The sequence below is a fragment of the Streptosporangium sp. CA-115845 genome (genome assembly GCF_050943795.1).
Taxonomy (GTDB): Bacteria; Actinomycetota; Actinomycetes; order Streptosporangiales; family Streptosporangiaceae; genus Streptosporangium.
Genome location: NZ_CP191988.1, coordinates 6,507,865 through 6,530,507, shown reverse-complemented (window position 1 = coordinate 6,530,507; position 22,643 = coordinate 6,507,865). Strand labels below are relative to the sequence as shown.

Genomic DNA, 22,643 nt, shown 5'->3' with positions numbered 1-22,643 from the left:
GAGTGGCCACATTTGTCGTTGAGTCCTGTTAGCTTCGTGCGACATGCGGGTGCTGCACACATCGGACTGGCACCTGGGCCGCTCGTTCCACCGGGAGAGTCTCCTGGCCGCCCAGGGTGCCTTCGTCGACCACCTGATCGAGACCGTCAGATCGGAGCGGATCGACGTGGTCGCGGTCTCCGGCGACGTTTACGACCGGGCGCTGCCCTCGGTCGACGCGGTCGAGTTGTGCAACCAGGCGCTGCGGCGGCTGGTCGACACCGGGGCGCGCACCGTGCTGATCAGCGGTAACCACGACTCGGCGCGCCGTCTCGGCTTCGGCGCGCACCTCATCGACGCGGCAGGCGTCCACCTGCGCACCGACCCCGAGCGGGTCGGCGAGCCGGTCGTCGTCGACGACGTCGCCTTCTACGGCATCCCCTACCTGGAGCCCGAGCTGGTGCGCGCCCCCTGGGAGCTGCCCGAGCGCACCCACACCGCCGCGATCGGGCACGCCATGTCCCTGATCCGCGCCGACCTCACCCGGCGCGGACCTCGGTCGGTGGTCCTCGCCCACGCGTTCGTGACCGGGGGACGGGGCAGTGACAGCGAGCGCGACATCAGCGTGGGAGGCGTCGCGCACGTCCCGGTGTCCGCCTTCGACGGTGTCGACTACGTGGCGCTCGGCCATCTGCACGGTCGCCAGCGGATGAGCGAGACCGTCCGCTACTCCGGTTCCCCGATCGCCTACTCCTTCTCCGAGGCCGGCCAGGTGAAGGGGTCCTGGCTGGTCGACATCGGCCCCGGTGGGTACGAGCGCGCGGAGTTCGCCGAGGCCCCGGTGCCCAGGCCGGTCGGCCGGCTCACCGGTCGCATCGACGACCTGCTGGCCGCACCCGAGCACGCCCGCTACGAGGACCACTGGCTCCAGGTGACGCTCGTCGACCGGATCCGGCCCAAGGGCGCGATGGAGCGGCTCAGGTCCCGCTTCCCGCACACGCTCGCCCTGTCCTTCGAACCCGAGGGCGGGGTCGGTGAGACCGCCACCCGGCCCAGGGTGGCCGGGCGCCCCGAGATCGAGGTCGCCCTCGACTTCGTCCGCGAGGTGCGCGGCGAGGCCGCCGACCTCGCCGAGACCGAACTGCTGCAGAGGGCCGTCGAGGCCTCCCGCGCGAAGGAGGCGATGGCGTAGATGCGCCCGCACCGTCTGTGGATCACCGCCTTCGGCTCCTTCCCCGGTGAGGAGCAGGTCGACTTCGACGCCCTCGCCGAGGCGGGGCTCTTCCTGATCCACGGCCCCACGGGGGCGGGTAAGACCACGGTGCTCGACGCGCTCTGCTACGCCCTGTACGGCAGGGTGCCGGGCAGGCGCGACAGCGCCAAGAGCCTGCGCTGCGACCACGCGCCCCCGGGACGTGGGCCCAGCGTGGCACTGGAGGTCACGATCAGGGGGCGCCGGCTGAAGATCACCCGGTCGCCCGGCTGGCAGCGCCCCAAGCTCAGGGGCACCGGCACGACCAGGGAGAACGAGAAGGCACTGCTCGCCGAGTTGGCCCCCTCGGGGGAGTGGGTGGGGCTGACCAACCGGGTCGACGAGGCGGGGGAGTTCATCGGCGCCCTGCTCGGCATGAACGCCGAGCAGTTCCTCCAGGTCGCGATGTTGCCCCAGGGGGATTTCGCGAAGTTCCTCCGTGCGGACGGGGAGGACCGGCGCAAGGTCCTGGAGCGCCTCTTCTCGGTGAAGGTCTACGCCACCGCCGAGTCCTGGCTCGCCGACCGGCGCACCGAGGCGTTCCGCGAGCAGCAGGCCCTCCGCAAGGAGGTCGACTTCGCGGTGAAACGTCTTGAGGAAGCCGCGGGGTCCGCGCTCTCGGCCGCGTTGACCGAGGTCTCGGTGGAGGCCTCAGTGGAGGTCTCGGTGGAGGATGACCCGCTGGGATGGGCCCACGCGGTCGAGGAACTCGCGGCACGGGAGGTCACCCGGCTGAGCGGTGTGGGCCTTGGCAGCGAGGCCGCCGTACGGCAGGCGCGCGAGAGCCTGGAACGTGGCACCGCGCTGGCCGACCGGCGCCGCCGCCACGCCGAGGCGCTGACCAGGAGCCGGGCGCTGGAGGAGACCGCCGAGGAACGGGCGGACCTGGAGACCCTCCTGGAGGAGGCGGCGAGCGCCGACCGGGTGCTGCCGCTGATCCAGGGCGCCGAGCAGCGCGCCGAGGCCGCGACCAAGGCCCGAAGCCTGGCCGCCGACGCCGTCGCCCGCGCACTCCCTCTCCTCGATGCCACCTCCGACGTCGTCCGCGACGACGCCCGGGACCAGGCGGACGTCGACGCGGACCGCCGTCACGCCCTGCTCGGCCATCTGGTCGGGCTGGAACGCGATCGCCGGAGCGAGATCACCCGCCTGGGCGAGCTGCGCGCGGAGGAGTCACGCCTGGCGGAGATCGTCCAGGAGCGGGAGAGGACCGCTCGCGAGATCGTCGAGCTGGCCGCCGCGCAGGCCGTGGCCGACTCCCGCCTGAAGGTCGTCCCCGAGCTCCGGCGGGAGGTGGACGAGCGTCTCACCGCCGCCCGTCTGGACGCCGCCCGCATCCCCGCCGCCGAGTCGGCGGTCGAGGGCGCCGCCACCCGCCTCCGGGCGGCCGAGCAGCGCGACCGCCTCGCCGCCGGCCTGGCCGCGGCCCGCACCGACCTCGCCGCCAGGCTTGCCGCTCTCCCGCCAGGGGGCCGCGATGCCCTCGCCACTCCCGAAACCCATGACCCGCTCGGAGCGGGGCTTCCCCCCGGGAGCGGTGACACGCTTCCGGGCGAGGCCCCTGACGTGCTCGGGACCCGTCGCGAGGGCGCCGGTCCGTCCGCCGAGCCCGGTGAGGTCCGCGAGGTCCTCGCCGCCCGGGAGAGGGAGTGCGGGCGAGCGCTGGCCGGGCTGGAGGGGCTGCGGGTCGAGGAGGTCCGGCTGGCCGAACTCGACGGGCTGATCGCCGTACTTGACGGTGAGCTCGCGGCGGCGGCCCGGCAGGAGGCCGAGGTCCGCGAGCGCCGGGAGGGGCTGCCCGCCGAGGCGGCGGAGGCGACCGTACGGCTGAACGAGGCCAGGGCCGCCGGGGCGGGAATGCCGGTTGCGCGGGCGCGTGCCGAGGCCGCCACCGCGGCGCTCACCGCGGTACGGCGCCGCGAGGCGCTCAGCGCCGAGCTGGAGGTCGCGCGCGCCGCTCAGGTCGAGACCACCGACCTCGCGCAGACGCTCCGCGACCGTTACCAGGACATCCAGCGGTCCAGGATCGAGGGCATGGCCGCCGAGCTCGCCGCCAAGCTCACCCCTGGCGACCCCTGCGCGGTGTGCGGTTCACCCGACCACCCCGCTCCCGCCGCCCCGGCCGACGAGGCGCACACCGCCGAGGACGAGCGCGCGGCCCAGGGCGCCTACGAGGCGGCCCAGGAACGGCGCCGGGGCGCGGAGACCACGGTCACGGTGCTGCTCTCCCGCTTCGACGAGGTCCTCGCCGTCGCGGGGGAGGAGACCGGGGAACGGGCGGAGGACACCCTCGCCGAGGCCGAACGGGAACTGGCGGCGCTGACCTCTGCGGCAGGCGCCGAGGACGCCCTCGCCACCGAGGTGGAGCGGATCGCCGCCGAGCTGGACGACGCGAGAACCCGGATCGAGGAGATCGCCCGGCGGCTCGCCGAAGGCCATGCCCGCCTGGCGGGATGGCAGGCCGAGCGTGAGCGCCTGACCGCCCGCCTGGACGGGGCTCGGGGCGACGACCTCACGGTCCAGGCCCGCCGCGACCGCCTGGCGGCGGAGGCCGAGGGTCTCTCCGCGGCCCTGGCCGCCGCCGTCCACGCCGTCGAGATCACCGCGGCCCACCGGGAGGCGAGTGCCCGGAGCGACCTGGCCTTACCGGACGCCACGGGCGAGCTCGCCGAGGCGGAGGGAGTGCTGGCCGCGCTCCGGAAGTCGGCCGAGGCCGAGCCGGCGCTGGCGGCGGAGGCGGCCGGGATCGCCGCCGAGTCCGAGCGGCTCCGGGAACGCTCGCGTGAACTCGCCGTCGACCTGGCGGCCCGCCGTACGGACGTCGAAAGGCTCGGCGCCGACGCCGAGCGGCTGGCCGGGCGCATCGACGAGGCACGCGGCCAGGACCCGACGCTGACCGCCAGGCTGGACCGGCTGGCCGACGAGGCGGAACTGCTCAGGGAGGCCGTCGAGGCGGTCAGGGACGAGCGGGTCAGCGCCGCCGAGCTGGTGACCGCCCGCGACCGGGCGCTGAGCGCCGTCGTCGAGGCGGGCTTCCTCGGGCTGGACGACGCCCGTGCGGCGGTATGCTCTCCCGCCGACCGGGAGGAGAAGGCCGCCCGTCTCCACGAGCTCGCCACGGAGAGCGCCGCGGTCGCCGCGATGCTCGCCGACCCCGAGCTGGTCGTCGCCGCCGCCGAGCCGGAGCCCGACCTGTCGAGCCTGCGCGAGGCGCGGGACGGGGCCGACGCCGCCCACGCCCGCCTGCTCTCCGAGCGGAGCCAGGCCGAGGGCCGGCTGGCCCGGCTGGCCGCCCTCCGCACCGAGCTGGCCGCCTGCCTGGAACGCTGGCGGCCCGCCGACGAGCAGCACCGCCTGGCCGACCGGCTCGCCGCCCTGACCGGCGGGAACTCCGCCGACAACCGGTGGAGGATGCGGCTCTCCTCATACGTGCTCGGCGAGCGCCTCAGCCAGGTGGTCGCCTCGGCCAACGAGCGGCTCGACCACATGTCGGGCGGGCGCTACCTGCTGGAGCACAACCGCGACCGCTCCGCCGGCGACCGGAGCAGGTCCGGCGGCGGGCTCGGCCTGCACATCCTGGACAGCTGGACCGGCGTCGGCCGCGACCCGGCGACCCTGTCGGGCGGCGAGAGCTTCATCACCTCCCTGGCCCTGGCCCTCGGCCTGGCCGACGTGGTCACCGCCGAGGCCGGGGGAGTCGACATCGGCACGCTCTTCGTCGACGAGGGCTTCGGCACCCTGGACGAGGACACCCTCGACGGGGTGCTCGACATCCTCGACGGCCTGCGCGACAACGGCCGCGCGGTCGGCATCGTCAGCCACGTCGCCGAGCTGCGCACCCGGGTCCCCGCCCAACTGCACATCCGCAAGGAGCGCCGCGGCTCGACGGTCCGGTTGTGGCGCATGGAGACCGAGTGACGCGACAGGGCACACCCGGGCCGTTTCCGCCAGCGCGTCGCGCCCTGGCTGTACTGATTTGACCAGTGCCAACCCGAAGGCGTCGCCGGACGGGGCTCCTCGTCCTCCTGGCCGACTCCGGCGACGGAGGAACCGATCCGTCCTTTGAGATGAGAAGAGCGGAATGACGGGAGACCGTCACGTTCCGTTCTGTGGGAGCCCGGGGGGAAACTCCCCAGGGCGACCCGACTACGGTTTCCAGAGCAGTTGCCGAAGAAATCGGTGAGGTCCCTCCGGGCCCTCCCGAGCGGTCAGGAAATCCGCCGAGCCCGCTTCCCCGAATGCATCAGCCATAGCCCTGCGAGGAAGGCCCCGAACCCCAACATGAGCAGCGTGATGGACAACTCGAACGGCCAATCCATCGTCATCGGCTGCAACGCTGCGACGAACGCGAAGAGCGACACCAGCAGCTGCCCCCAGCCGTAGCGGTAAGGCTCAGGAGCCTCACGCCGCCGGAAGGCCCAGCCGGGGACTCGCTTGGTCAGTAGTGCGTAGATGCCCAACGCCGTGTTGAGGCATCCGAGCCCTAGTAGGACCCACTGCATCACTCCAAGGACCATCGGGTCAGCTCCTTCGCAGTCCTGGAAATATCGCCCGCCTGAGAGTAGCTCGCCGAATTGCGCTCGGGGCTTGATCGACAACGGAACGGTGGATGGCGGCAACCCCACCCGTGTCGGCTCGCTAACGCCACTGGCCGTTCCGTTGTCGATCAAGCCCCGGTGCTCAACCCTTCAAGATCATCTTGATGTGGGGTTTGGGCTTATGGGGGCTGACCGCCTTCGAGCTGAACTCAGAAATCGGCTACGGCTTGGACCGGCCGAAGATTACCGCTACGGCCCTCACCCCGCGCGGAGCCGCGCCAGGTGGTAGTCGAGCAACGCCGCGACCTCCTTGGGCGTGTAGTGCCCGACCAGGGTGGCGTTCACGATGCCCTGCGCGAAGGCGTACAGGATGCTCGCCTCCTTGCCGGCATCCAGGTCGGTGGCGAGTTGCCCGGCGGCCTGGGCGGCCCTGATCTGCTCGGCGAAGAAGGACAGCAGGGCCGGGTACCCGATCCGCATCGCGGCCGCCTGGTCCTCGGACACCACCGAGCTCGCCTGGAACGCCTGCCCGATGCGGTTCAGGTAGCTGCGCTCCTCGTCCAGTGGCAACAGCTCCAGCACGGTCGCCCGCAGCACGTCGAGCGGCGTGGACCGGTGCGCGGCCACGGCCGCCACCCGGTCCCCGATCCAGATCTTGATGCGCTCCAGCGCCAGCAGCAGCATCTGGTCCTTGGTCGTGACGTAGTACTGCACCGCCCCCATGGACATCCCGGCCTCGGCGGCGACCTCCCTCAGGCTGACGCTCTCCATGCCCTTGTCATGGATGACGCGGTGCACGGCCTCGGCGATGTGCCGCCGCCGGGCGTCATGGTCGACGATCTTCGGCATATCCCGCCACTTTCTCATGCGAGTGCATGGTAAAAGCCGTCGTTTCCTTTTATCATGCAACTGTATGACAAACCGAAGACGACGGAGGCGATCCGGATGCGGGTTCTGATCATCGGAGTCGGCACGCGGGGGGACGTGGCGCCCTACACAGGACTGGGGGTGCGCTTACGCGAGGCCGGGCATGACGTGACGATCGCCGCGCACGACCCGTACGCGCCATTGGTGACCGACGCGGGCCTGGAGCACTTCCCCCTTCCCGGAGACCCGCTCGTGCTGGCCGGACGCTTCTCCATCAGTGCCTTCAAGGAATACCGTGAGCAGCTCATAGAGGGTCTGGCCGAGATCGGCGAGCAGAAGGCCGATCTGCTCCTGCTGGGCATGGCGGGCGCGCCGGGCTATCACGTCGCCGAGGCGATGGGCGTGCCGAGCATGGGGGTGCACCTGCAGCCGATCGATCCCACGGGGGATTTTCCGCCGGTCATGAGCCTGTTCCGCCGGTCGCTTGGGCCGTGGGGGAACCGCAGGGCGGCCCGGCTCGCGTTCGAGGTGCCCGCCGCGGGCCCGCTGCTCGCCGGGGTAAGCACGAGGATGCGGGCCCGGCTGGGGCTGCCCCCGATGACCCCACGCGCCCTCTACCGGCGCAGGGAGAGCACACACTGGCCGGTCTTCCACGGGTTCAGCCCGCTGGTGCTGCCGCGCCCGGCAGACTGGCGGCCGGGGCTGGAGATCACGGGTTACTGGTGGCCGTCCCGGCCACGGGGCTGGCAGCCGGACCCGGTGCTGTGCGACTTCCTCACGTCGGGCCCTCCGCCGGTCTTCATCGGCTTCGGCAGCCTGGCCGGCACGCGAGCCGAACAGCACACGGAAGTCGCCGTACACGCGCTGCGGCGGGCCGGACTGCGCGGCGTGCTCCAGACGGGTCTGCAGGGCCCCCTCTCGGACGACGTTCTCGCGGTCGGCGACGTGCCGCACGACTGGCTGTTCCCCCAGATGGCCGCCGTCGCCCACCACTGCGGCAGCGGCACCACCGGGGCCGGGGTACGGGCGGGGGTGCCCGCCGTGCCTGTACCGGTCATGAACGACCAGCCGTCGTGGGCATCCCGGCTGGTGGCACTCGGCGTCGCTCCGGCCGCGATCCCGTTTCGCAGCCTGACGCCCGCACGGCTGGCCGCCGCACTCACCACCGCGGCCACCGACTCGGCCTACCGGCAACGCGCCCAGGCCCTCTCGGTCCGGGTCTCGGCGGAGGACGGCGCGGCGCCCGTCGTCGAGGCGGTGAACCGGCTCCGGGCCACCCGCGGGCCCGGTCGCCGACCAGGGTGACAGGTCGGACTGGATATCCCGCCACGGGTGCGGCGACAAACGTCGAGCCTCACGTCCCCGATGAGACGCGGCGGAACCATGCGACGGACATCCGCCTGTTGCCGGACTTCCCGTAGTGAGCAGCGCAAAGACTCACGATCAGGTGACGCGACGACAGGTCCGGGTAAAGCCGCAGGCCGGCGTGGTAGGGCGGGGGACTTGAACCCACGACCCACGGATCATGAGCACGCGCCCCCGGTTCGATCCCTCGGCGCCGGGGGTGCGTGCGTTTCACGGGGTCACGCGTAGAGGAAGTAATAGCGGTACCGGCCGTCCCACTCGCATGAATAGCTGTCCCACCAGCCCTGGGTGATGCCCTGGGTGCCGATCCGCTCGCATTCCGAGTGGTCCCTGAAGACGCCGGCCAGCCTCTCGGCGTGCGCCGGGGTGGCGCCGATCGTCAGCGACACTCCGAGGACCATGACGGCCGAGACGAGAACAGCGCGTACCTTTCGCATTCGTCCTCCTGCGATTGGGGAGATCATGACGGTGGACATTATCACTCATCACGCGCCAGGAAGATTGTCGCGCCCGAATCGGTCGCGGGAAGGAGCTGAAACTTTCATCGGCGTTGTCGTGGGGGCGCATGTTTCGCGGGTGTTTACCGTCGGTAAAGCCGGCGTCGCTTTCCGGGTCGCCTGTTCTCGGAGGGTTCCGGCTGCTGTCCAATTCCAGACGTGGCGGCCTTGAAAGACCTCGTGGGTGCGTATCCGACTGCCTGTGCATGCCATGGATGATCTGGACTGTCTTCGTACTATGTGATCTATAAGTACGATTTATGTCGCTTTTCCTGTTCAATTGGAACGATGTAAAGAAAACTTTGACCATCGTCACTTACGTGTCATATTGTCTCCCCGCCCATATCGATGGAAGCCGCGACACTCGAGCAGGACGTTGTTCTCGCAGGCGCTACGGTCGGCGTGCCGATCGCGGCTGCCCCGGCACGGGAGAAGACACGGACGGCCACCGGGGAAGCGGCGATCATCCGACCGACCGGAGTCGCACCATGCAAGCTCGAATCCGCACGGCCATGATTGTCGGCATGGCGATGACCCTGCTGGCCACCGTCGGTGTGTCAGTGGCCTCCGCGCCACCGGCTCACGCCACGCAGGTGATCACTGACATCGCTTACGCGGCCCCGCAACCGACCGGTAGCAGGGGGCATCTGCTGGACCTCTACCTGCCGTCCACCGGCATCACGCCCCGGCCACTGCTAATCTGGCACACCGGCTCGGCGTGGACGAGCGACGACGGCAAGACCGGCGCGGACGCGATCGCGGCCATTTTCAACCCGCTGGGCTTCGCGGTGGCCGGCGTCAGTGTCCGGTCCAGCGCCCAGGCGATTTTCCCGGCCCAGGTGCACGACATCAAGGCGGCCATCCGCTGGCTGCGTGCGAACGCCTCTGCGTACCAGATCGACCCCAATCGCTTCGCGATCATGGGCGACTCCTCGGGCGGCTGGCTGACGGAGATGGCCACCCTGTCCGGCGGCGTGGCGGCGATGGAGGGCACCGTCGGCACGACCGGCGTCTCCAGCGCCGTGCAGGTAGGACTCGCCTTCTACGGCCCGACCGACTTCCTGCAGATGAACGCACAGAACCTGCCGACCGGCGGGCTCGACCACGACTCTCCCGCCTCCCCGGAATCCCTCCTGGTCGGCTGCCCGATCCAGACCTGCCCGGCCACGGTGGCCCAGGCCAATCCGATGACCTACGTCGACGGCAACGACCCGCCGCTGATGTTCCTGCATGGCCAGGCCGACTTCCTGGTACCGCACGGGCAGAGCGTCCTGCTCTACAACAGGATCAAGGCTCAGTGCGGCAACGCCACGTTCGTCTCGGTGCCCGGCGCGGATCACATGATGCCCCAGATCATGGACCCCGCCCAGTACGGCATGCAGACCGTCCGCACCACCACCAACTGCGCCGAGACCGTCGGCACCGGCACGTTGAACCCCACCTGGGCCAACTTCGCGACCTTCCTGCGCGGCGGGCTCAAGATGGGCACCTCCTGCGAGGTCATCTACGTCACCGAGGCATGGAGCGGCGCTTTCAACGGCAGAGTGGTCATCAGGAACACCGGCACGACCCTCATCGACGGCTGGACCCTGACGTGGGCCTGGTCGGGCAACCAGCAGATCATGACCGGCTGGGACGCCACAGTGACCCAGGTCGGCACCCAGGTGACCGCCCGCAACGTCGGCTATAACTCCTACATCGGCCCCGGATCCAGTCAGAGCCTCGGCTTCTCGGCGACCGTCACCGGGACGAACAATATTCCGGCCCAGTTCAAACTCAACAACATCGTCTGCACGAGAGTGCCCGCCTGAGACGACGCGCCGGGCCTGAGCTGAATGGCGACGGCCCGGCACCGTTCTCTCGTCGTCCAGAATTACATTCGGAGAAACCGCGGCGTGGAGCGGAAAGACGCATTTCCAGAATTCAACACGTTCCGTCGAGTCCTGATCACGGAATGTCGCCGACCGGGTCGCTCGCGTTCATATTGCTTTATTCGACGGTCCGCCCCTAGTCTTGCCCCGGACGGCCCGCCGGCCTATTTCCTGTTGTTTTCATTGGCCGGCCGGGGGCCGCTTGATATCCCGGGACCCGAAATAAATCGGATAAGCCGCCTTTCGCTGCCCGAAGGCCGTTGTCCGGGATCGTCGACGAGTTAGGGGACGTGTGCGTACATCCAATATGTTCGTCAGGAGTCTTGGCGTTTATGTGCCTGACAGTGTGAGCGTCGAGCAGGCGGTTCGTGAGGGCTGGTACCCGGCTGAGGAGGTCGAGAGGTTCCAGCAGATCGGTGCGGCGGTGGCCGGCGACATGCCCGCGCCCGAGATGGCGCGGCTCGCGGTCCTGGACGCGTACGACCGCTGGGGTGAGTCCTCCCCGCGCGATCTCGACCTGCTGCTCTACCCGTCGGTCTGGCACCAGGGCCCGAACGGCTGGCAGCCCCAGCACTACCTGCAGACGCACCTCCTCGGCGGGAACGTGCCGGCGTTCGAGATCCGGAGCGGCTGCGTAGGGATGATCAGCTCGCTTGAGCTGGCGGCGAGCTATCTGCAGGCCGACGCGGACCGGGAGACGGCCATGGTCGTCTCCTCGGACAACCACGGCACCCCGCTGGTGGACCGCTGGCGGATGACCCCCGGGGCGCTGATCGGCGACGCCGCGGCCGCGCTCATCCTCGGCAAGGGGTACGGCATGGCCGAGCTCCTGTCGGTGAACGTGACGGTGATCCCGGAGGCCGACGCGGTCAACGACGGCGCCTACCCCCTGTTCCCCCCGGACGCCACCATCGGCAGGGGGCTGAGCTTCGGAGACCGGCACGAGGAATTCCGCCAGCGGCTGCTCAAGGCGCAGGGAACCGGGATCCACCTGACGATCCAAAAAACGATGATGCAGCAGGTCGAACAGACCCTGGACGAGGCCGGGATCGGACTCGCCGACATCACGCGGGTGGCGTTGCCGCACGGCCGCCGCGAGGACCTGGACGGGCAGATGTCCTGGCTGGGCATCGAGGAGGATCAGACGACCTGGGACTACGGGAGGCGTGTGGGCCACTGCGGCGCGGTGGACCAGTTCATCGCCTTCGAGCATCTGATCGCGACCGGTGGCCTCGTGGCCGGCGATCACCTGCTCATGGTCGGGTTCGGCTCCGGAACGTCCGTCGCCGCGGCGGCGTTCAGGGTCCTGTCCACCTCTCCCGTCACGAGAGGGGCACGCGCATGACCGAGCTCACGCGAAGGCTGGTCGACTTCATCCAGGAGAACCTCGTCCTGGACGGCGACGACATCAAGGTCGACGAGACGACCCCGCTCCTCGTGTCGGGTCTCCTGGACTCCCTGCGGACGGCGCGGCTGCTGAACTTCCTCCGGAGGGACATCGGCGTCCCGATCCCCGCCGCGAAGCTCGACCCCGAGAACTTCCGGGACGTCGTGACCATCGTGGCGATGGTCAGAGAACTCGAATCCGTCTAGCCGGGGCGAGGGCAGAGTCATGCGGTACGCGGACACGTACATCAGCGGAGTGGGAGCCTTCCTCCCCCGGACCGTCGTCAGCGTCGAGAAAGCCGTCGCCAAAGGCTGGTACCCGGCCGAGGAGGCCGAACTGCACAACCTGGCCGGGACGGTGGTGGCCGGTGACGTACCGGCTCCGGAGATGGCCCTGCACGCGGCGCGGAGCGCGCTCAAGCGCAGCGGGCGGGCGCCGGCCGACCTGGATCTCCTCCTGTACGCCTCGACCTGGCACCAGGGACCGGACGGCTGGCCCCCGCACTCCTACCTGCAGCGTCATCTCGTCGGCGGGGACGTCCTGGCCACCGAGATCCGGCAGGGCTGCAACGGGATGTTCATCGCCCTGGAACTCGCGGCCGGCTACCTGGACGCCGCTCCCGGCCGGCAGGCCGCCCTGCTGGTCGCCGCCGACAATTACGGCACCCCGCTGATGGACCGGTGGCGGATGGGCCCCGGCTACATCGGCGGGGACGCCGCCGGCGCGCTCGTGCTCACCAAGGAGACGGGTTTCGCGCGCCTGATGTCGGTCTGCACGACGACGGTGGCCGAGGCCGAGGAACTGCACCGGGGCAGCGAACCCCTGTTCCCCCCGGGCGTCACGGTCGGCCGCCGGATGAGCTTCGCGGCCAGGAACGAGCAGTTCCGGCAGCAGGTCATGCCCAAGGGCGAGGCCACCACGGCGCTGTTCAAGATCCAGCGGGCGTTGATGGAGGTCGTCGAGCGCGCGCTGGCCGAGAGCGGGATCGAGGCCGGCGCTCTCGCCCGGGTGGCGTTCATGAACTACTCCGAAGAGATCGTCGAACAGCGGTGCATGGCCATGCTCGACCTGCCGATGTCCCGCTCGACCTGGGACTACGGCCGCACCATCGGCCACTGCGGGGCCAGCGACCAGGTCCTCTCTCTCGACCACCTGCTCATGAGCGGGCAGCTGGGCCCCGGTGACCACATGCTGATGCTCGGCACCGGGCCGGGAGTGACCGTCTCCAGCGCCGTGATCAAGATCATCGACAATCCTCAATGGGTCTGAACCGAAGGGAAACGAACGCAGATGGTCGACAGTCCGAGCGGAGTCCGAGCGGAACCGGTGGCGGTGATCGGGATCGGATGCCGCCTCCCCGGCGACGCCCGCTCACCGGACGAGTTCTGGGACCTGCTGCGCGCCGGCCGGAACACGACCCGGCCGCTGCCCGCCGAACGCTGGCGCCGGTATGAGAACCGGAGCCCCGAATACGCCGCCGCGCTGCGCGACGCCGTGCGTCACGGCAGCTTCCTGAGCGACATCGAGGGCTTCGACGCGGAGTTCTTCGGCCTGTCGCCCCGCGAGGCCGAGCTGATGGACCCGCAGCAGCGGATCCTGATGGAGACCGCCTGGGAGGCCCTGGAGAACGCCGGCCTGCCGCCGCACGAGCTGGCCGGCACCGACGCCGGGGTGTTCGTCGGGGTCTGCACGGCCGACTACGGCAGCCGTCTGCTGGAGGACCTGCCCCAGATCGAGGCGTGGACCGGGATCGGCGCCGCGACCTGCGCCGTCGCCAACCGCATCTCCTACTCCCTGGACCTGCGCGGACCCAGCATGGCGATCGACACCGCCTGCTCGGCGTCGCTGGTCGCGCTGCACCTGTCCGCGCAGAGCCTGCGGCTCGGCGAGAGCGACATCGCCCTCGCCGGCGGCGTCAACCTGCTGGTCACCCCGGGCCAGACCGTCACGCTCGGCACAGCCGGAGCCCTGGCCCCCGACGGGCGGTCCAAGTCGTTCGACGCGTCGGCCGACGGCTACGGACGCGGCGAGGGCTGCGGCGTGGTCGTGCTCAAGCGGCTGTCCGACGCGCAGCGTGACGGTGACCGGATCCTCGCGCTCGTCATCGGCAGCGCCGTGAACCAGGACGGGCACACCAACGGCATCATGGCGCCGTGCGGGGAGGCTCAGGAGCACGTGATGATCCGGGCCTGCCGGCAGGCGGGCGTCGCGCCGTCCACCGTCGACTACATCGAGGCGCACGGCACCGGGACCCGGCTCGGCGACCCGCTCGAGGCGGGTGCGCTCTCCTCCGTGTACGGCACGCCGCGGCCCCCCGGCGACCCGTGCCTCATCGGCTCGGTCAAGTCCAACATCGGTCACCTCGAAGGCGCCGCCGGCATCGCCGGCGTCATCAAGGCGGTGCTCGCCCTCGACCGCGGTGAGATCCCCCCGAGCGTGCTGAGCAGCCTGAACCCGGCCATCCCGTGGGAGGCCTCGGGCCTTCGCGTGGTGACCGAACGATCGGCCTGGCCGGAGCGCGACCACCCCCGCCGGGCGGGCGTCTCCAGCTTCGGGTACGGCGGCACGGTCGCGCACATCGTGCTCGAACAGGCTCCTGCGGCCCAGGAGGCGCCCCGGGGCGAGGGGACGGGGGAGCGGCTGTTCCCGCTGTCGGCCGCGTCGGAGCAGGCTTTGCGGCAGTACGCGGGCAAGCTCGCCGATCACCTCGGCAACGGGCTCGACCTGGCGTCGGCGGGGCACACACTGGCGCTCCGGCGCACCCATCTGGCCCGGCGCGCCGTCGTGATCGGGGCGGACCGGGACGAGCTGGCGGCCAACCTGCGCAGGCTCGCGGAGGACGTGCCGGCCGAGACCGTCCTCACCGGTGACGTGCTGCCCGAGCTCGGTCCCGGGCCGGTCTGGGTCTTCTCCGGGCAGGGCTGCCAGTGGCGCGGGATGGGGCGGGAGCTGCTCGCCGTGCCGGAGTTCGCGTCCCTGGTCGACGAGGTGGAGTCGATCTTCGTCGAGGAGATCGGCTTCTCTCCCCGGCAGGTCCTGGCCGACGGCGATCTCGACACCATCGACCGCGTGCAAACCATGATCTTCGTGATGCAGCTGGGCCTCGCCAGGCTCTGGAACGCGTACGGGGTCGCTCCGAAGGCCGTCATCGGCCACTCCGTCGGCGAGATCGCGGCGGCGGTGACGGCCGGTGCGATGACCGTCGCCGACGGCGCCCGCCTGATCTGCCGCCGCTCCCGGCTGCTGCGCCAGGCCGAGGGCAAGGGGGCCATGGTGATGGTCGACCTGTCCTTCGAGGAGGCGGCGGAGAGGCTGGCCGGCCGTACCGACCTGGTGGCCGCGATCTCGTCGGCCCCCGGCTCCACCGTGCTGTCCGGCGACGTCGCCGCGGTCGAGGCGGTGGTGAACGAGTGGCCGGCCGAGGGCATCGTGGTGCGGCGGGTGACGTCGGATGTCGCCTTCCACAGCCCGCACATGGAGCCTCTGGCCGTCGAACTGGCCGCCGCCACCGCCGATCTCTCGTTCGGGGCGCCTCGCATCCCCATGTACACGACCGCGCTGGCGGACCCCCGGTCGACGCCTGTCCTGGACGGCGCGTACTGGGCGGCGAACCTCCGGGACCCCGTGCGGCTGGCCGCGGCGACGACGGCCGCGGCGCAGGACGGCCACCGCGTGTTCCTGGAGATCTCCCCCCACCCCGTGGTCGCGCACTCGGTGACCGAGACGCTCTCGGAGAGCGGGTTCGAGGACGTGTTCGTCGGCACGTCACTGCGCCGGAACCAGCCGGAGTCGCCGACCTTCCTCATCGCGCTGGGCACGGCGCACTGTCACGGCGTCGATGTGGACTGGAGCCGGCTGCAGCCGTCCGGCGGCCTGGCCGATCTGCCGCCGTACGCCTGGCAGCACCGCCGCCACTGGCGCGAGGGGTACACCGAGGACGGCAACCGAGGGCACGACGTGCACTCCCACACCCTGCTCGGAGCCGGGACCGGCCTCGCGGGCAGCCGGACCCGGGTGTGGCGGACCAGCCTGGAGGACGCCAACCGGCCCTACCCGGGCAGCCACGCCCTCAACGGGGTCGAGATCGTGCCCGCCGCCGTGCTGGTCAACACGTTCCTGCACGCGGTCGAGGACGAGGACGTCACGCTCACCGACGTGGAGATGACGCATCCGCTGATGACCGCGGCACGCAGGCAGATCCAGGTCGTGCACGAGCCTCCGGCGGTACGGCTCGCGGCCCGTACACCGGCCGGCCCCGACGAGCCGGAACCCGCCTGGCTGGTGCACGTCACCGCGGACGTGGCTGCTCCGGGCCAGGTGAAACCCGACGTGCTGCCGGACGCCGGCGCTCTCACCCCGATCGATCCCGGGTTCGTGCACAGGCGGCTGGCCACCGTCGGCGTGCCCTCGACGGGCTTCGACTGGACGATTGAGACGTTGCTGAGCGGAGACGGCGTGCTGCGGGCCACGGTCCGCACCGAGGAAGCGGGGAGCTGGGCGCCGGCGCTGGACGCGGCGATGTCCGTGGCGCCCTGTGTGTTCCCCGGCGATCCGGTGCTGCGCATGGTCGTGCACATCGACGAGATGGTGCTTACCGGCACGCCACCCTCGACGGTGATCATCAACGCGGCCGTGGACCCGGCCGCCGACGACACCGTTCGGGCGCTCCTGGCCGACGTGGACGGCCGGGTGGTGGGACACCTTGCGGGACTCCGCTATCCGGTGATCGACGCGCCCACCTCGGCCGAGGAGGATCTCCAGGGGCCCGCGGAGTCGTTCGCCGGCCTGGCGCCCGAGGACCTGCGCGAGCGCGTCCTGCCCGAGATCCGCGCGGAGATCGCGGCTGTGATGAGGCTGGCCCCTGAGGACCTGGCGACCCGGCGTCCCCTTGTCGAGCAGGGGCTGGACTCGGTGATGACCATCATGGTCCGGCGGCGCCTGGAGAAGCGCTTCGGCCGCCGTCTCCCCGCGACCCTGCTGTGGCAGCAGCCCACCATCTCCGCGATCGCGGACCACCTGGTGGAGCTTCTCACGGCTCCGGGACCGGAGGCGGCGGTGGAGACCGTTCCCGAGAGCATGCCCGCGATCGGGGGCTGAGTCGGAAAAGGGGCGGCCGTACAGGTCCTCAGAGCACTCTGGTCATGAACGCGCTGTTCGGATCGGGTCCGTAGCCCGCGAACGGGTCGCAGTACTCGAACCCGAACCTCTCGTACAGCTTCCTGGCCGGCAGGAAGAACTCGGCCGCCCCGGTCTCAAGGCTCAGCCTGGTGAATCCCATGCGCCTGGCCTCGGTGACGATGTGCTCCAGGAGGAGGGAGGCGATTCCGCTCCGCTTGCGCGTCGACGTGGTGCGCATCGACTTGACCTCCGCGTGGTCCGCGTCCAGCCTCTTGATCGCGCCGCAGCCGACCAGGACGTCACCGTCCAGGACCGACCAGAACGTGATCTCGGGCCTGCGCAGGCTCTCCAGGTCAAGGGCGTGCTTGCTCTCCAGCGGAGTGATGGAGCGCATCTCCTGGACGTGCTCGTCGAGGAATCCAGCGATCTCCGGACCGGAGAGGTCGTCAACTACGATCTTCAATTCCACGCCCATCCCTTCGTGGAGACATTCGCTGTCTCAGCCGAGGACCACGAAACCACGGGGTGGGCGCCGAGGAGAACCACAGCCGTCTTGAGGGGACTCATGGGCCGGCCCGGGGCCGATGAGGAGTGCGGCGGTTCTCGCGCACGCCGCGGTGCCGGTCGGTGGCGCGTTCGACGAGTGGTCACCGGCGGCGGCCCGCTTTGGGGAGGTCGTAGGTCGCGTAGGGGCAGCTGCCACCTGAGCTCCACTGGGAGTCCATCCCAAGTTATTGCAAGTTAGTTGCAAGTGATAGAAGTTCTCTTGTGACAAAACTTCTCAAGAAGTCCGCCACGCTGTGCGTCGTCCTCGCTCTGGCCGGTGCGGCCTGTTCCGCCCCGCAGGGGCCGGCCGACCCGCCGGATGACACGTTCGTCATCGGCCTGAGCTCGGAATTCGACAATTTGAGCCCGGTGCTCGGGTTCTCCCCTGACGGGGGATCGTTGATCTTCGACGGGTTGATGAGCCGGGCATCCGACCTGACGATCAAACCCGCGCTCGCCGCTGAGCCGCCCACCGTCTCCGAGGACGGGACGACCGTCACCTTCACTCTGAAGGAAGGGGTGAAGTTCCACGACGGCAAGCCGCTGACCAGCAAGGACGTGGAGTACACCTACGAGGCGCTGCTCGATCCCGCCAACAACTCCACGATCAGGAGCGACTATTCGGCGATCAAGGATGTGGCGGCTCCCGACGCGCGGACCGTGGTGTTCGGTCTCCGGTACCCCTATGCGCCGTTCGTGCAGCGCACCACGCTCGGCATCGTGCCCACGGGCACGATGGAGAAGACCAGGCCGGTCGGCAGCGGCCCCTACCGGTTCGTCTCCTGGACGCCTGGAGACAAGATCGTGCTGGAGGCGAACAAGGAGTACTGGGGTGGCGCTCCGGCGATCTCCAGGTTGGTGCTCGCCTTCGCCCCCGACGACAACGTGCGCGCGACCCGGGTCCGGGCGGGCGAGTTCGACGCCACCGTGCTGCCGCCGAAGGCCGCCGTCGGCCTGCGCGGCCGGCAGGACGTGACCGTGTACGACGTACCGAGCGCCGACTATCGCGCGATCGTGTTCCCGATGACCCAGCCGGTGACCGGCGACCGGGCCGTACGCAAGGCGTTCGGCCTGGCCCTCGACCGGCAGGCGATGGTCGACACGATCCTGGCCGGCTCGGGCGTTCCCGCCTACGGGCCGATCTCGCCCGACATCGGATGGCACAACCCCGAGGTGACCGGTGGCACCGACCCCGAAGCCGCCGGCAAGCTGCTCGACGAGGCGGGCTGGATCATGGGGAAGGACGGCATCAGGGAGAAGGACGGCAGGAGTGCCGAGTTCACCCTGATGTATCCGGCGGGCGACTCGCTGCGCAAGGAACTCGCGCTGGCCGCCGCCTCCGACGCCAAGAGGATCGGTCTGCGGGTCGAGCCGATCGGCCTGGACTGGGACGCGATCGAGGCGCGACTGGACAAGGACGCGGCGGTCATGGGGTACGGCAGCCCGTATGACCCCGACTACGTCAACTACGAGCTGTTTCACTCCGACTTCAAGGGTCAGGGCTTCTTCAACCCGGGCCGCTACGACAACCCCGAGGCCGACAGGCTGCTGGAGCAGGGCAGGGCCTCGGGCGAGCAGGCGGAGCGCGAGCGGATCTACGCCGACTTCCAGAAGGTCATCAGGGACGACGAGGTCTATTCGTATCTGGTCTTCCTCAAGCACGTGTACGTGATCCGCGGCGACTACGAAGGGATCGTGCCGGGCGTGGACGGCCACGAGCATGCCACCGGGGGCCTGTTCGCCGGCATCCACACCTGGAAGCCGGTCGGGTGAGAGCGGTACTCAAGATGATCGCCTGGCGGGTGGCCTTCGCGGTGCCCCTGCTGGTGGCCGTCACGATCGGCATGTTCGCGCTGGCCCAGGCCTCCCCGTTCGACCCGGTCAGGCAGTACCTCGGCGACCGTGCGCTGGTCACCTCCCCGGAGGTGGTCGAGTCGATCAGGCAGAACTGGGGCCTGGACCGGCCGGTCCTTGAGCAGTACGCCACCTGGTTCGGCAACCTGGTCAGCGGCGAGCTGGGCGAGTCGCGCTCCCTGCATCGGCCGGTCAGCGAGATCATCGGCGAGCGGCTGGGCTGGACCCTGCTGGCCACCGGCTCGGCGCTGGTGCTGATGTTCGCCGGCAGCCTGGTGGTGGGTACCCTCGCCGCCTGGCGGCGCGGCTCCTGGGTGGACCGAGCGATCACCGGCGGCGCGTTCGCCAACGAGGCCGCCCCGGTGTTCTGGCTGGGGCTGCTGGCCGTCTGGGTCTTCGCGGTCCAGCTGGGCTGGCTGCCGGCGGGAGGCCTGACCGACGCGGCGTCGACCACGATCGACCCCGCTGACGTGGCCGCGCACCTGGTCCTGCCGGTCGCGGTGCTGGCGATTTCCCAGTCGTCGTGGCTGGTGCTCTACGTGCGGGAGTCGGTCATCGGGGTGCTGCGGGAGGACTTCGTGATCGGCGCGCGCGCCCGCGGCCTGCGCGAGCGAACCGTGATCGTGCGGCATGCGCTGAGGTCGGCGCTGCTGCCCTTTCTCACCCTGCTCGGTGCCCGGATGCCGGAACTGGTCACCGGCGCGATCCTGGTCGAGACGATCTTCTCCTGGCCCGGCGTCGCCGCGGCCTCGGTACAGGCGGCGCTGGCCGTGGATTTCCCGCTGCTGGCGGCGCTCACCCTGCTGGGCACGGCGGCGGTGCTGGTCGGCAACCTGCTCGCCGACATCGCCTACACCGTGGCCGATCCGCGGGTGCGCACCTTGGGGGTGGGCTGAATGCCGGTGAGGTTCGCGGCCGGCACCCTGGTGCTGCTGGCGCTCGCCGTACTCCTGGTGCCGCCTGTCGTGCAACTCGACCAGAGCCTGGTGGACCTGCGCGCGGCCGGGCAGCCCCCCTCTTTCGCACACCCCCTCGGCACCGACGAGGTCGGGCGGGACGTGCTGATCCGGTCGATCTACGGCCTGCGCGTCTCCTTCCTCGTGGGCCTGGTGGCCGCGCTGGTCAGCATGGTGATCGGCGGACTCATGGGCCTGGCGGCGGGCAGCCTGGGAGGACTGCCCGACCGCCTGCTCATGCGGGTGGTGGACGGCTTCAACGCCCTGCCGCACCTGCTGTTCGGCATCTTCATCGTCGCGCTGTTCGCGCCGAGCGCCGCCGCCGTGGTGGTCTCGGTAGGTGTGACGCACTGGACCACGGCGGCCCGGATCGTGCGCTCCGAGGTGCTCTCGCTGCGCTCGCGCCCGTTCGTGGAGGCGGCGATCTCCGGAGGCTCGACCAGGATGCGGGTGGTCCGCCGCCATCTACTACCGCACCTTTTCCCCCACCTGATGCTGGCGACGGTGCTGATGATGCCCCACGCGATCTGGCACGAGACCGCGCTGAGCTTCCTCGGCCTGGGACTCCCGCCGCACCTGGCCTCACTCGGCAACATGATCAACGATGGGCAGCGCTCGTTGCTCACCGGCGACTGGTGGTCGAGCCTGATACCCGGCCTGTTCATCCTGGTGCCCACGCTGGCGGTATCGGTGCTGGCCCAGCACTGGCGTGACCGCCGCACCCCTCGCTGGAGATCGGAGCTGGAACTGTGACCGGCCACGGACGGCTACGGGTTCAGGGGCTGAGCGTCAGCTTCCGCATCCCCGGCGCGCTGGTGCAGGCGGTCAGCGAGGCGACCTTCGAGGTACGGCCGGGTAGCTGCCTGGCCCTGGTGGGTGAGTCCGGGTGCGGCAAGTCGGTGCTCGCGCACGCGCTGCTCGGCCTGCTGCCGGACAACGCGACCGTCTCCGGCCAGGCATGGCTGGAGCACGGCGAGGAGCCGGTGGAACTCCTCGGCGCCTCGCAGGCCGTACTGGCCAGGCGGGTGCGCGGGCGGGCGATCGGGCTCATCCCGCAGAGCCCGGCCACCCACCTCACGCCGGTGCGCACGGCACGGGCGCAACTCCAGGAGGCCATCCGCGAGCTCGGCTCGCACGCCACGGCCGATGACCTGGCGGCGCGGTACGGCCTGCGCCCGCAGGAGCTGGACCGCTACCCGCACGAGCTGTCGGGCGGCATGGCCCAGCGGGTGGCGAACGCGATCGCGCTGGCAGGCGACCCGTGGCTGGTGCTGGCCGACGAGCCGACCAGCGGGCTGGACCGGCCACTGGTGGACCGGGCGATGGCGACGCTGCGCGAGCTGTGCGACGAGGGACGTGCCGTGCTCCTGATCACGCACGACCTGCGCGCCGCCGAGCGGGTCGCCGACGACCTCGCGGTGATGTACGCCAGCCGCCTGGTCGAGGTGGGGCCGGTGGCCGAGGTGCTCGGGCGCCCCCGCCATCCGTACACGGCGGGGCTGGTGGCGGCCCAGCCGGATCGGGCATTCGTCCCCATTCCCGGGCTGCCGCCCGAGCTGACCCGGCTGCCCGAGGGGTGTGCGTTCCGGTCGCGCTGCGGCCACGAGACCGAGCGATGCGCCGTGCCGCCACCGATGGACGGCGGTGTGGCCTGCCACCACGCTCTGGAGGACAGGCATGCTTGAGGCGTCCGGAATCACCGTCAGATACGGCAGGCACACCGCGCTGGACGAGACGTCCCTGACGATCGTGCCCGGTAAGGTGACCGGCCTGGCCGGGCCGAGCGGCTGCGGGAAGTCGACGCTGGCCAGGGTCATGGCGCTGATGCTGCGCCCGGCGTCGGGCACGCTCACCGTGGACGGCACGATCGTGACGCGCTGGCGGCAGCGCGCGGCCCGCGACCTGCGCACCCGGGTGGCCCTGATCTACCAGCAGCCCAGGCTCGCGGTGGACCCGCGTCTCAAACTCGCCGAAGTGATCGGTGAGCCGCTGACCGCGAACGGCCGGCCGGACGAGGGGCGCGTCACCGAGCTGGCCAGGGAGACAGGTCTGACCGGCGACCTGCTCACCCGATGGCCGCACGAGGTCTCCGACGGGCAGTTGCAGCGGGCCTGCGTGGCCAGGGCACTGACCTTGGAACCCCGCTACCTGATCTGCGACGAGATGACCACCATGCTGGACGCCTCCACGCAGGCACACCTGGTCGGGGTGGTGAACGCCTACCGGGAGCGTACCGGGGCCGGAGTGCTGGCGATCAGCCACGACCCGATCCTGCTGGATCGCTGGGCCGACGAGACCGTCGGTTTCGCCGGGCACGGTGATCTGCCGCCGTCATGAACGCGATCTTGTACGCGGCGCGCACGGGCATCCCCTCACCGGGGGAGCGCGGGTTGACCGATCGTCACGATGATGG

Annotated in this window: 17 protein-coding genes; 13 read left to right on the top strand and 4 right to left on the bottom strand. The window is 70.6% G+C overall.

Annotated elements, in window-relative coordinates:
• Window positions 1-43 precede the first annotated feature (43 nt).
• Together ACQP0P_RS31495 and ACQP0P_RS31490 are read left to right on the top strand one after the other, a co-directional pair.
• The gene (locus tag ACQP0P_RS31495; RefSeq protein WP_433361535.1) at window positions 44-1,171 is read left to right on the top strand and encodes an exonuclease SbcCD subunit D; all 1,128 of its coding nucleotides are present in this window, start codon (window positions 44-46) and stop codon (window positions 1,169-1,171) included.
• Window positions 1,172-5,149 (top strand): AAA family ATPase, encoded by a 3,978-nt coding sequence (locus tag ACQP0P_RS31490; RefSeq protein ID WP_433361533.1) that lies wholly within the window; start codon window positions 1,172-1,174, stop codon window positions 5,147-5,149.
• Between the two features lie 290 nt (window positions 5,150-5,439).
• Here ACQP0P_RS31490 and ACQP0P_RS31485 read toward each other — a convergent pair whose 3' ends face one another.
• Together ACQP0P_RS31485 and ACQP0P_RS31480 are read right to left on the bottom strand one after the other, a co-directional pair.
• Window positions 5,440-5,748: a hypothetical protein gene (locus ACQP0P_RS31485; RefSeq protein WP_433361531.1), complete on the bottom strand. Its 309-nt coding sequence runs from the start codon at window positions 5,746-5,748 to the stop codon at window positions 5,440-5,442.
• A 279-nt stretch (window positions 5,749-6,027) separates the two neighbouring features.
• Window positions 6,028-6,636 carry a TetR/AcrR family transcriptional regulator gene (locus tag ACQP0P_RS31480; protein WP_433361528.1) on the bottom strand — a complete coding sequence of 203 codons (609 nt, stop codon included), beginning with the start codon at window positions 6,634-6,636 and terminating at the stop codon, window positions 6,028-6,030.
• Window positions 6,637-6,672: 36 nt separating this feature from the next.
• Here ACQP0P_RS31480 and ACQP0P_RS31475 point away from each other — a divergent pair, with 36 nt between their 5' ends.
• On the top strand, window positions 6,673-7,941 hold the full coding sequence (locus ACQP0P_RS31475) for a glycosyltransferase (protein WP_433361525.1): 1,269 nt from the start codon (window positions 6,673-6,675) through the stop codon (window positions 7,939-7,941).
• Between the two features lie 278 nt (window positions 7,942-8,219).
• On the opposite strand, the gene ACQP0P_RS31470 is transcribed toward ACQP0P_RS31475, so the two are convergent.
• Window positions 8,220-8,438 carry a hypothetical protein gene (locus ACQP0P_RS31470; protein WP_433361523.1) on the bottom strand — a complete coding sequence of 73 codons (219 nt, stop codon included), beginning with the start codon at window positions 8,436-8,438 and terminating at the stop codon, window positions 8,220-8,222.
• Between the two features lie 584 nt (window positions 8,439-9,022).
• Here ACQP0P_RS31470 and ACQP0P_RS31465 point away from each other — a divergent pair.
• The 5 genes from ACQP0P_RS31465 (at window position 9,023) to ACQP0P_RS31445 (ending at window position 16,853) form a co-directional block, all read left to right on the top strand.
• Window positions 9,023-10,309 (top strand): cellulose binding domain-containing protein, encoded by a 1,287-nt coding sequence (locus tag ACQP0P_RS31465; RefSeq protein ID WP_433361521.1) that lies wholly within the window; start codon window positions 9,023-9,025, stop codon window positions 10,307-10,309.
• A gap of 394 nt (window positions 10,310-10,703) precedes the next feature.
• Window positions 10,704-11,714, top strand: a complete 1,011-nt coding sequence (locus tag ACQP0P_RS31460) for a ketoacyl-ACP synthase III family protein (RefSeq protein ID WP_433361519.1) — start codon at window positions 10,704-10,706, stop codon at window positions 11,712-11,714.
• A complete protein-coding gene (locus ACQP0P_RS31455) occupies window positions 11,711-11,962 on the top strand; it encodes an acyl carrier protein (RefSeq protein ID WP_350927935.1) in 252 nt (83 codons plus the stop codon). Before ACQP0P_RS31460 ends, ACQP0P_RS31455 begins: the two co-directional genes overlap by 4 nt.
• Before the next feature lie 19 nt (window positions 11,963-11,981).
• Window positions 11,982-13,025, top strand: coding sequence for a ketoacyl-ACP synthase III family protein (locus ACQP0P_RS31450; protein WP_433361517.1), 1,044 nt, complete (start codon window positions 11,982-11,984; stop codon window positions 13,023-13,025).
• A 21-nt stretch (window positions 13,026-13,046) separates the two neighbouring features.
• Complete coding sequence (locus tag ACQP0P_RS31445) at window positions 13,047-16,853, top strand: type I polyketide synthase (RefSeq protein WP_433361514.1); 3,807 nt, start codon at window positions 13,047-13,049, stop codon at window positions 16,851-16,853.
• A 28-nt stretch (window positions 16,854-16,881) separates the two neighbouring features.
• Here the strand turns inward: ACQP0P_RS31445 and ACQP0P_RS31440 are convergent, their stop codons facing one another.
• Window positions 16,882-17,337 (bottom strand): GNAT family N-acetyltransferase, encoded by a 456-nt coding sequence (locus tag ACQP0P_RS31440; RefSeq protein WP_433361511.1) that lies wholly within the window; start codon window positions 17,335-17,337, stop codon window positions 16,882-16,884.
• 305 nt (window positions 17,338-17,642) lie between these two features.
• On the opposite strand from ACQP0P_RS31440, the gene ACQP0P_RS31435 reads away from it, so the two are divergent.
• Genes ACQP0P_RS31435 through ACQP0P_RS31415 form a run of 5 tightly spaced genes read left to right on the top strand, consistent with a single transcriptional unit; the run spans window position 17,643 to window position 22,567 of the window.
• Window positions 17,643-19,193 carry an ABC transporter substrate-binding protein gene (locus ACQP0P_RS31435; RefSeq protein ID WP_433361508.1) on the top strand — a complete coding sequence of 517 codons (1,551 nt, stop codon included), beginning with the start codon at window positions 17,643-17,645 and terminating at the stop codon, window positions 19,191-19,193.
• Complete coding sequence (locus tag ACQP0P_RS31430) at window positions 19,190-20,170, top strand: ABC transporter permease (RefSeq protein WP_433361506.1); 981 nt, start codon at window positions 19,190-19,192, stop codon at window positions 20,168-20,170. Before ACQP0P_RS31435 ends, ACQP0P_RS31430 begins: the two co-directional genes overlap by 4 nt.
• Window positions 20,171-20,983 (top strand): ABC transporter permease, encoded by an 813-nt coding sequence (locus ACQP0P_RS31425; protein WP_433361503.1) that lies wholly within the window; start codon window positions 20,171-20,173, stop codon window positions 20,981-20,983. It abuts the gene before it with no gap.
• The gene (locus ACQP0P_RS31420) at window positions 20,980-21,915 is read left to right on the top strand and encodes an ABC transporter ATP-binding protein (protein WP_433361500.1); all 936 of its coding nucleotides are present in this window, start codon (window positions 20,980-20,982) and stop codon (window positions 21,913-21,915) included. The genes ACQP0P_RS31425 and ACQP0P_RS31420 overlap by 4 nt, the downstream gene beginning before the upstream one ends.
• Window positions 21,908-22,567 (top strand): ABC transporter ATP-binding protein, encoded by a 660-nt coding sequence (locus ACQP0P_RS31415; RefSeq protein ID WP_433361497.1) that lies wholly within the window; start codon window positions 21,908-21,910, stop codon window positions 22,565-22,567. Before ACQP0P_RS31420 ends, ACQP0P_RS31415 begins: the two co-directional genes overlap by 8 nt.
• Window positions 22,568-22,643 lie beyond the last annotated feature (76 nt).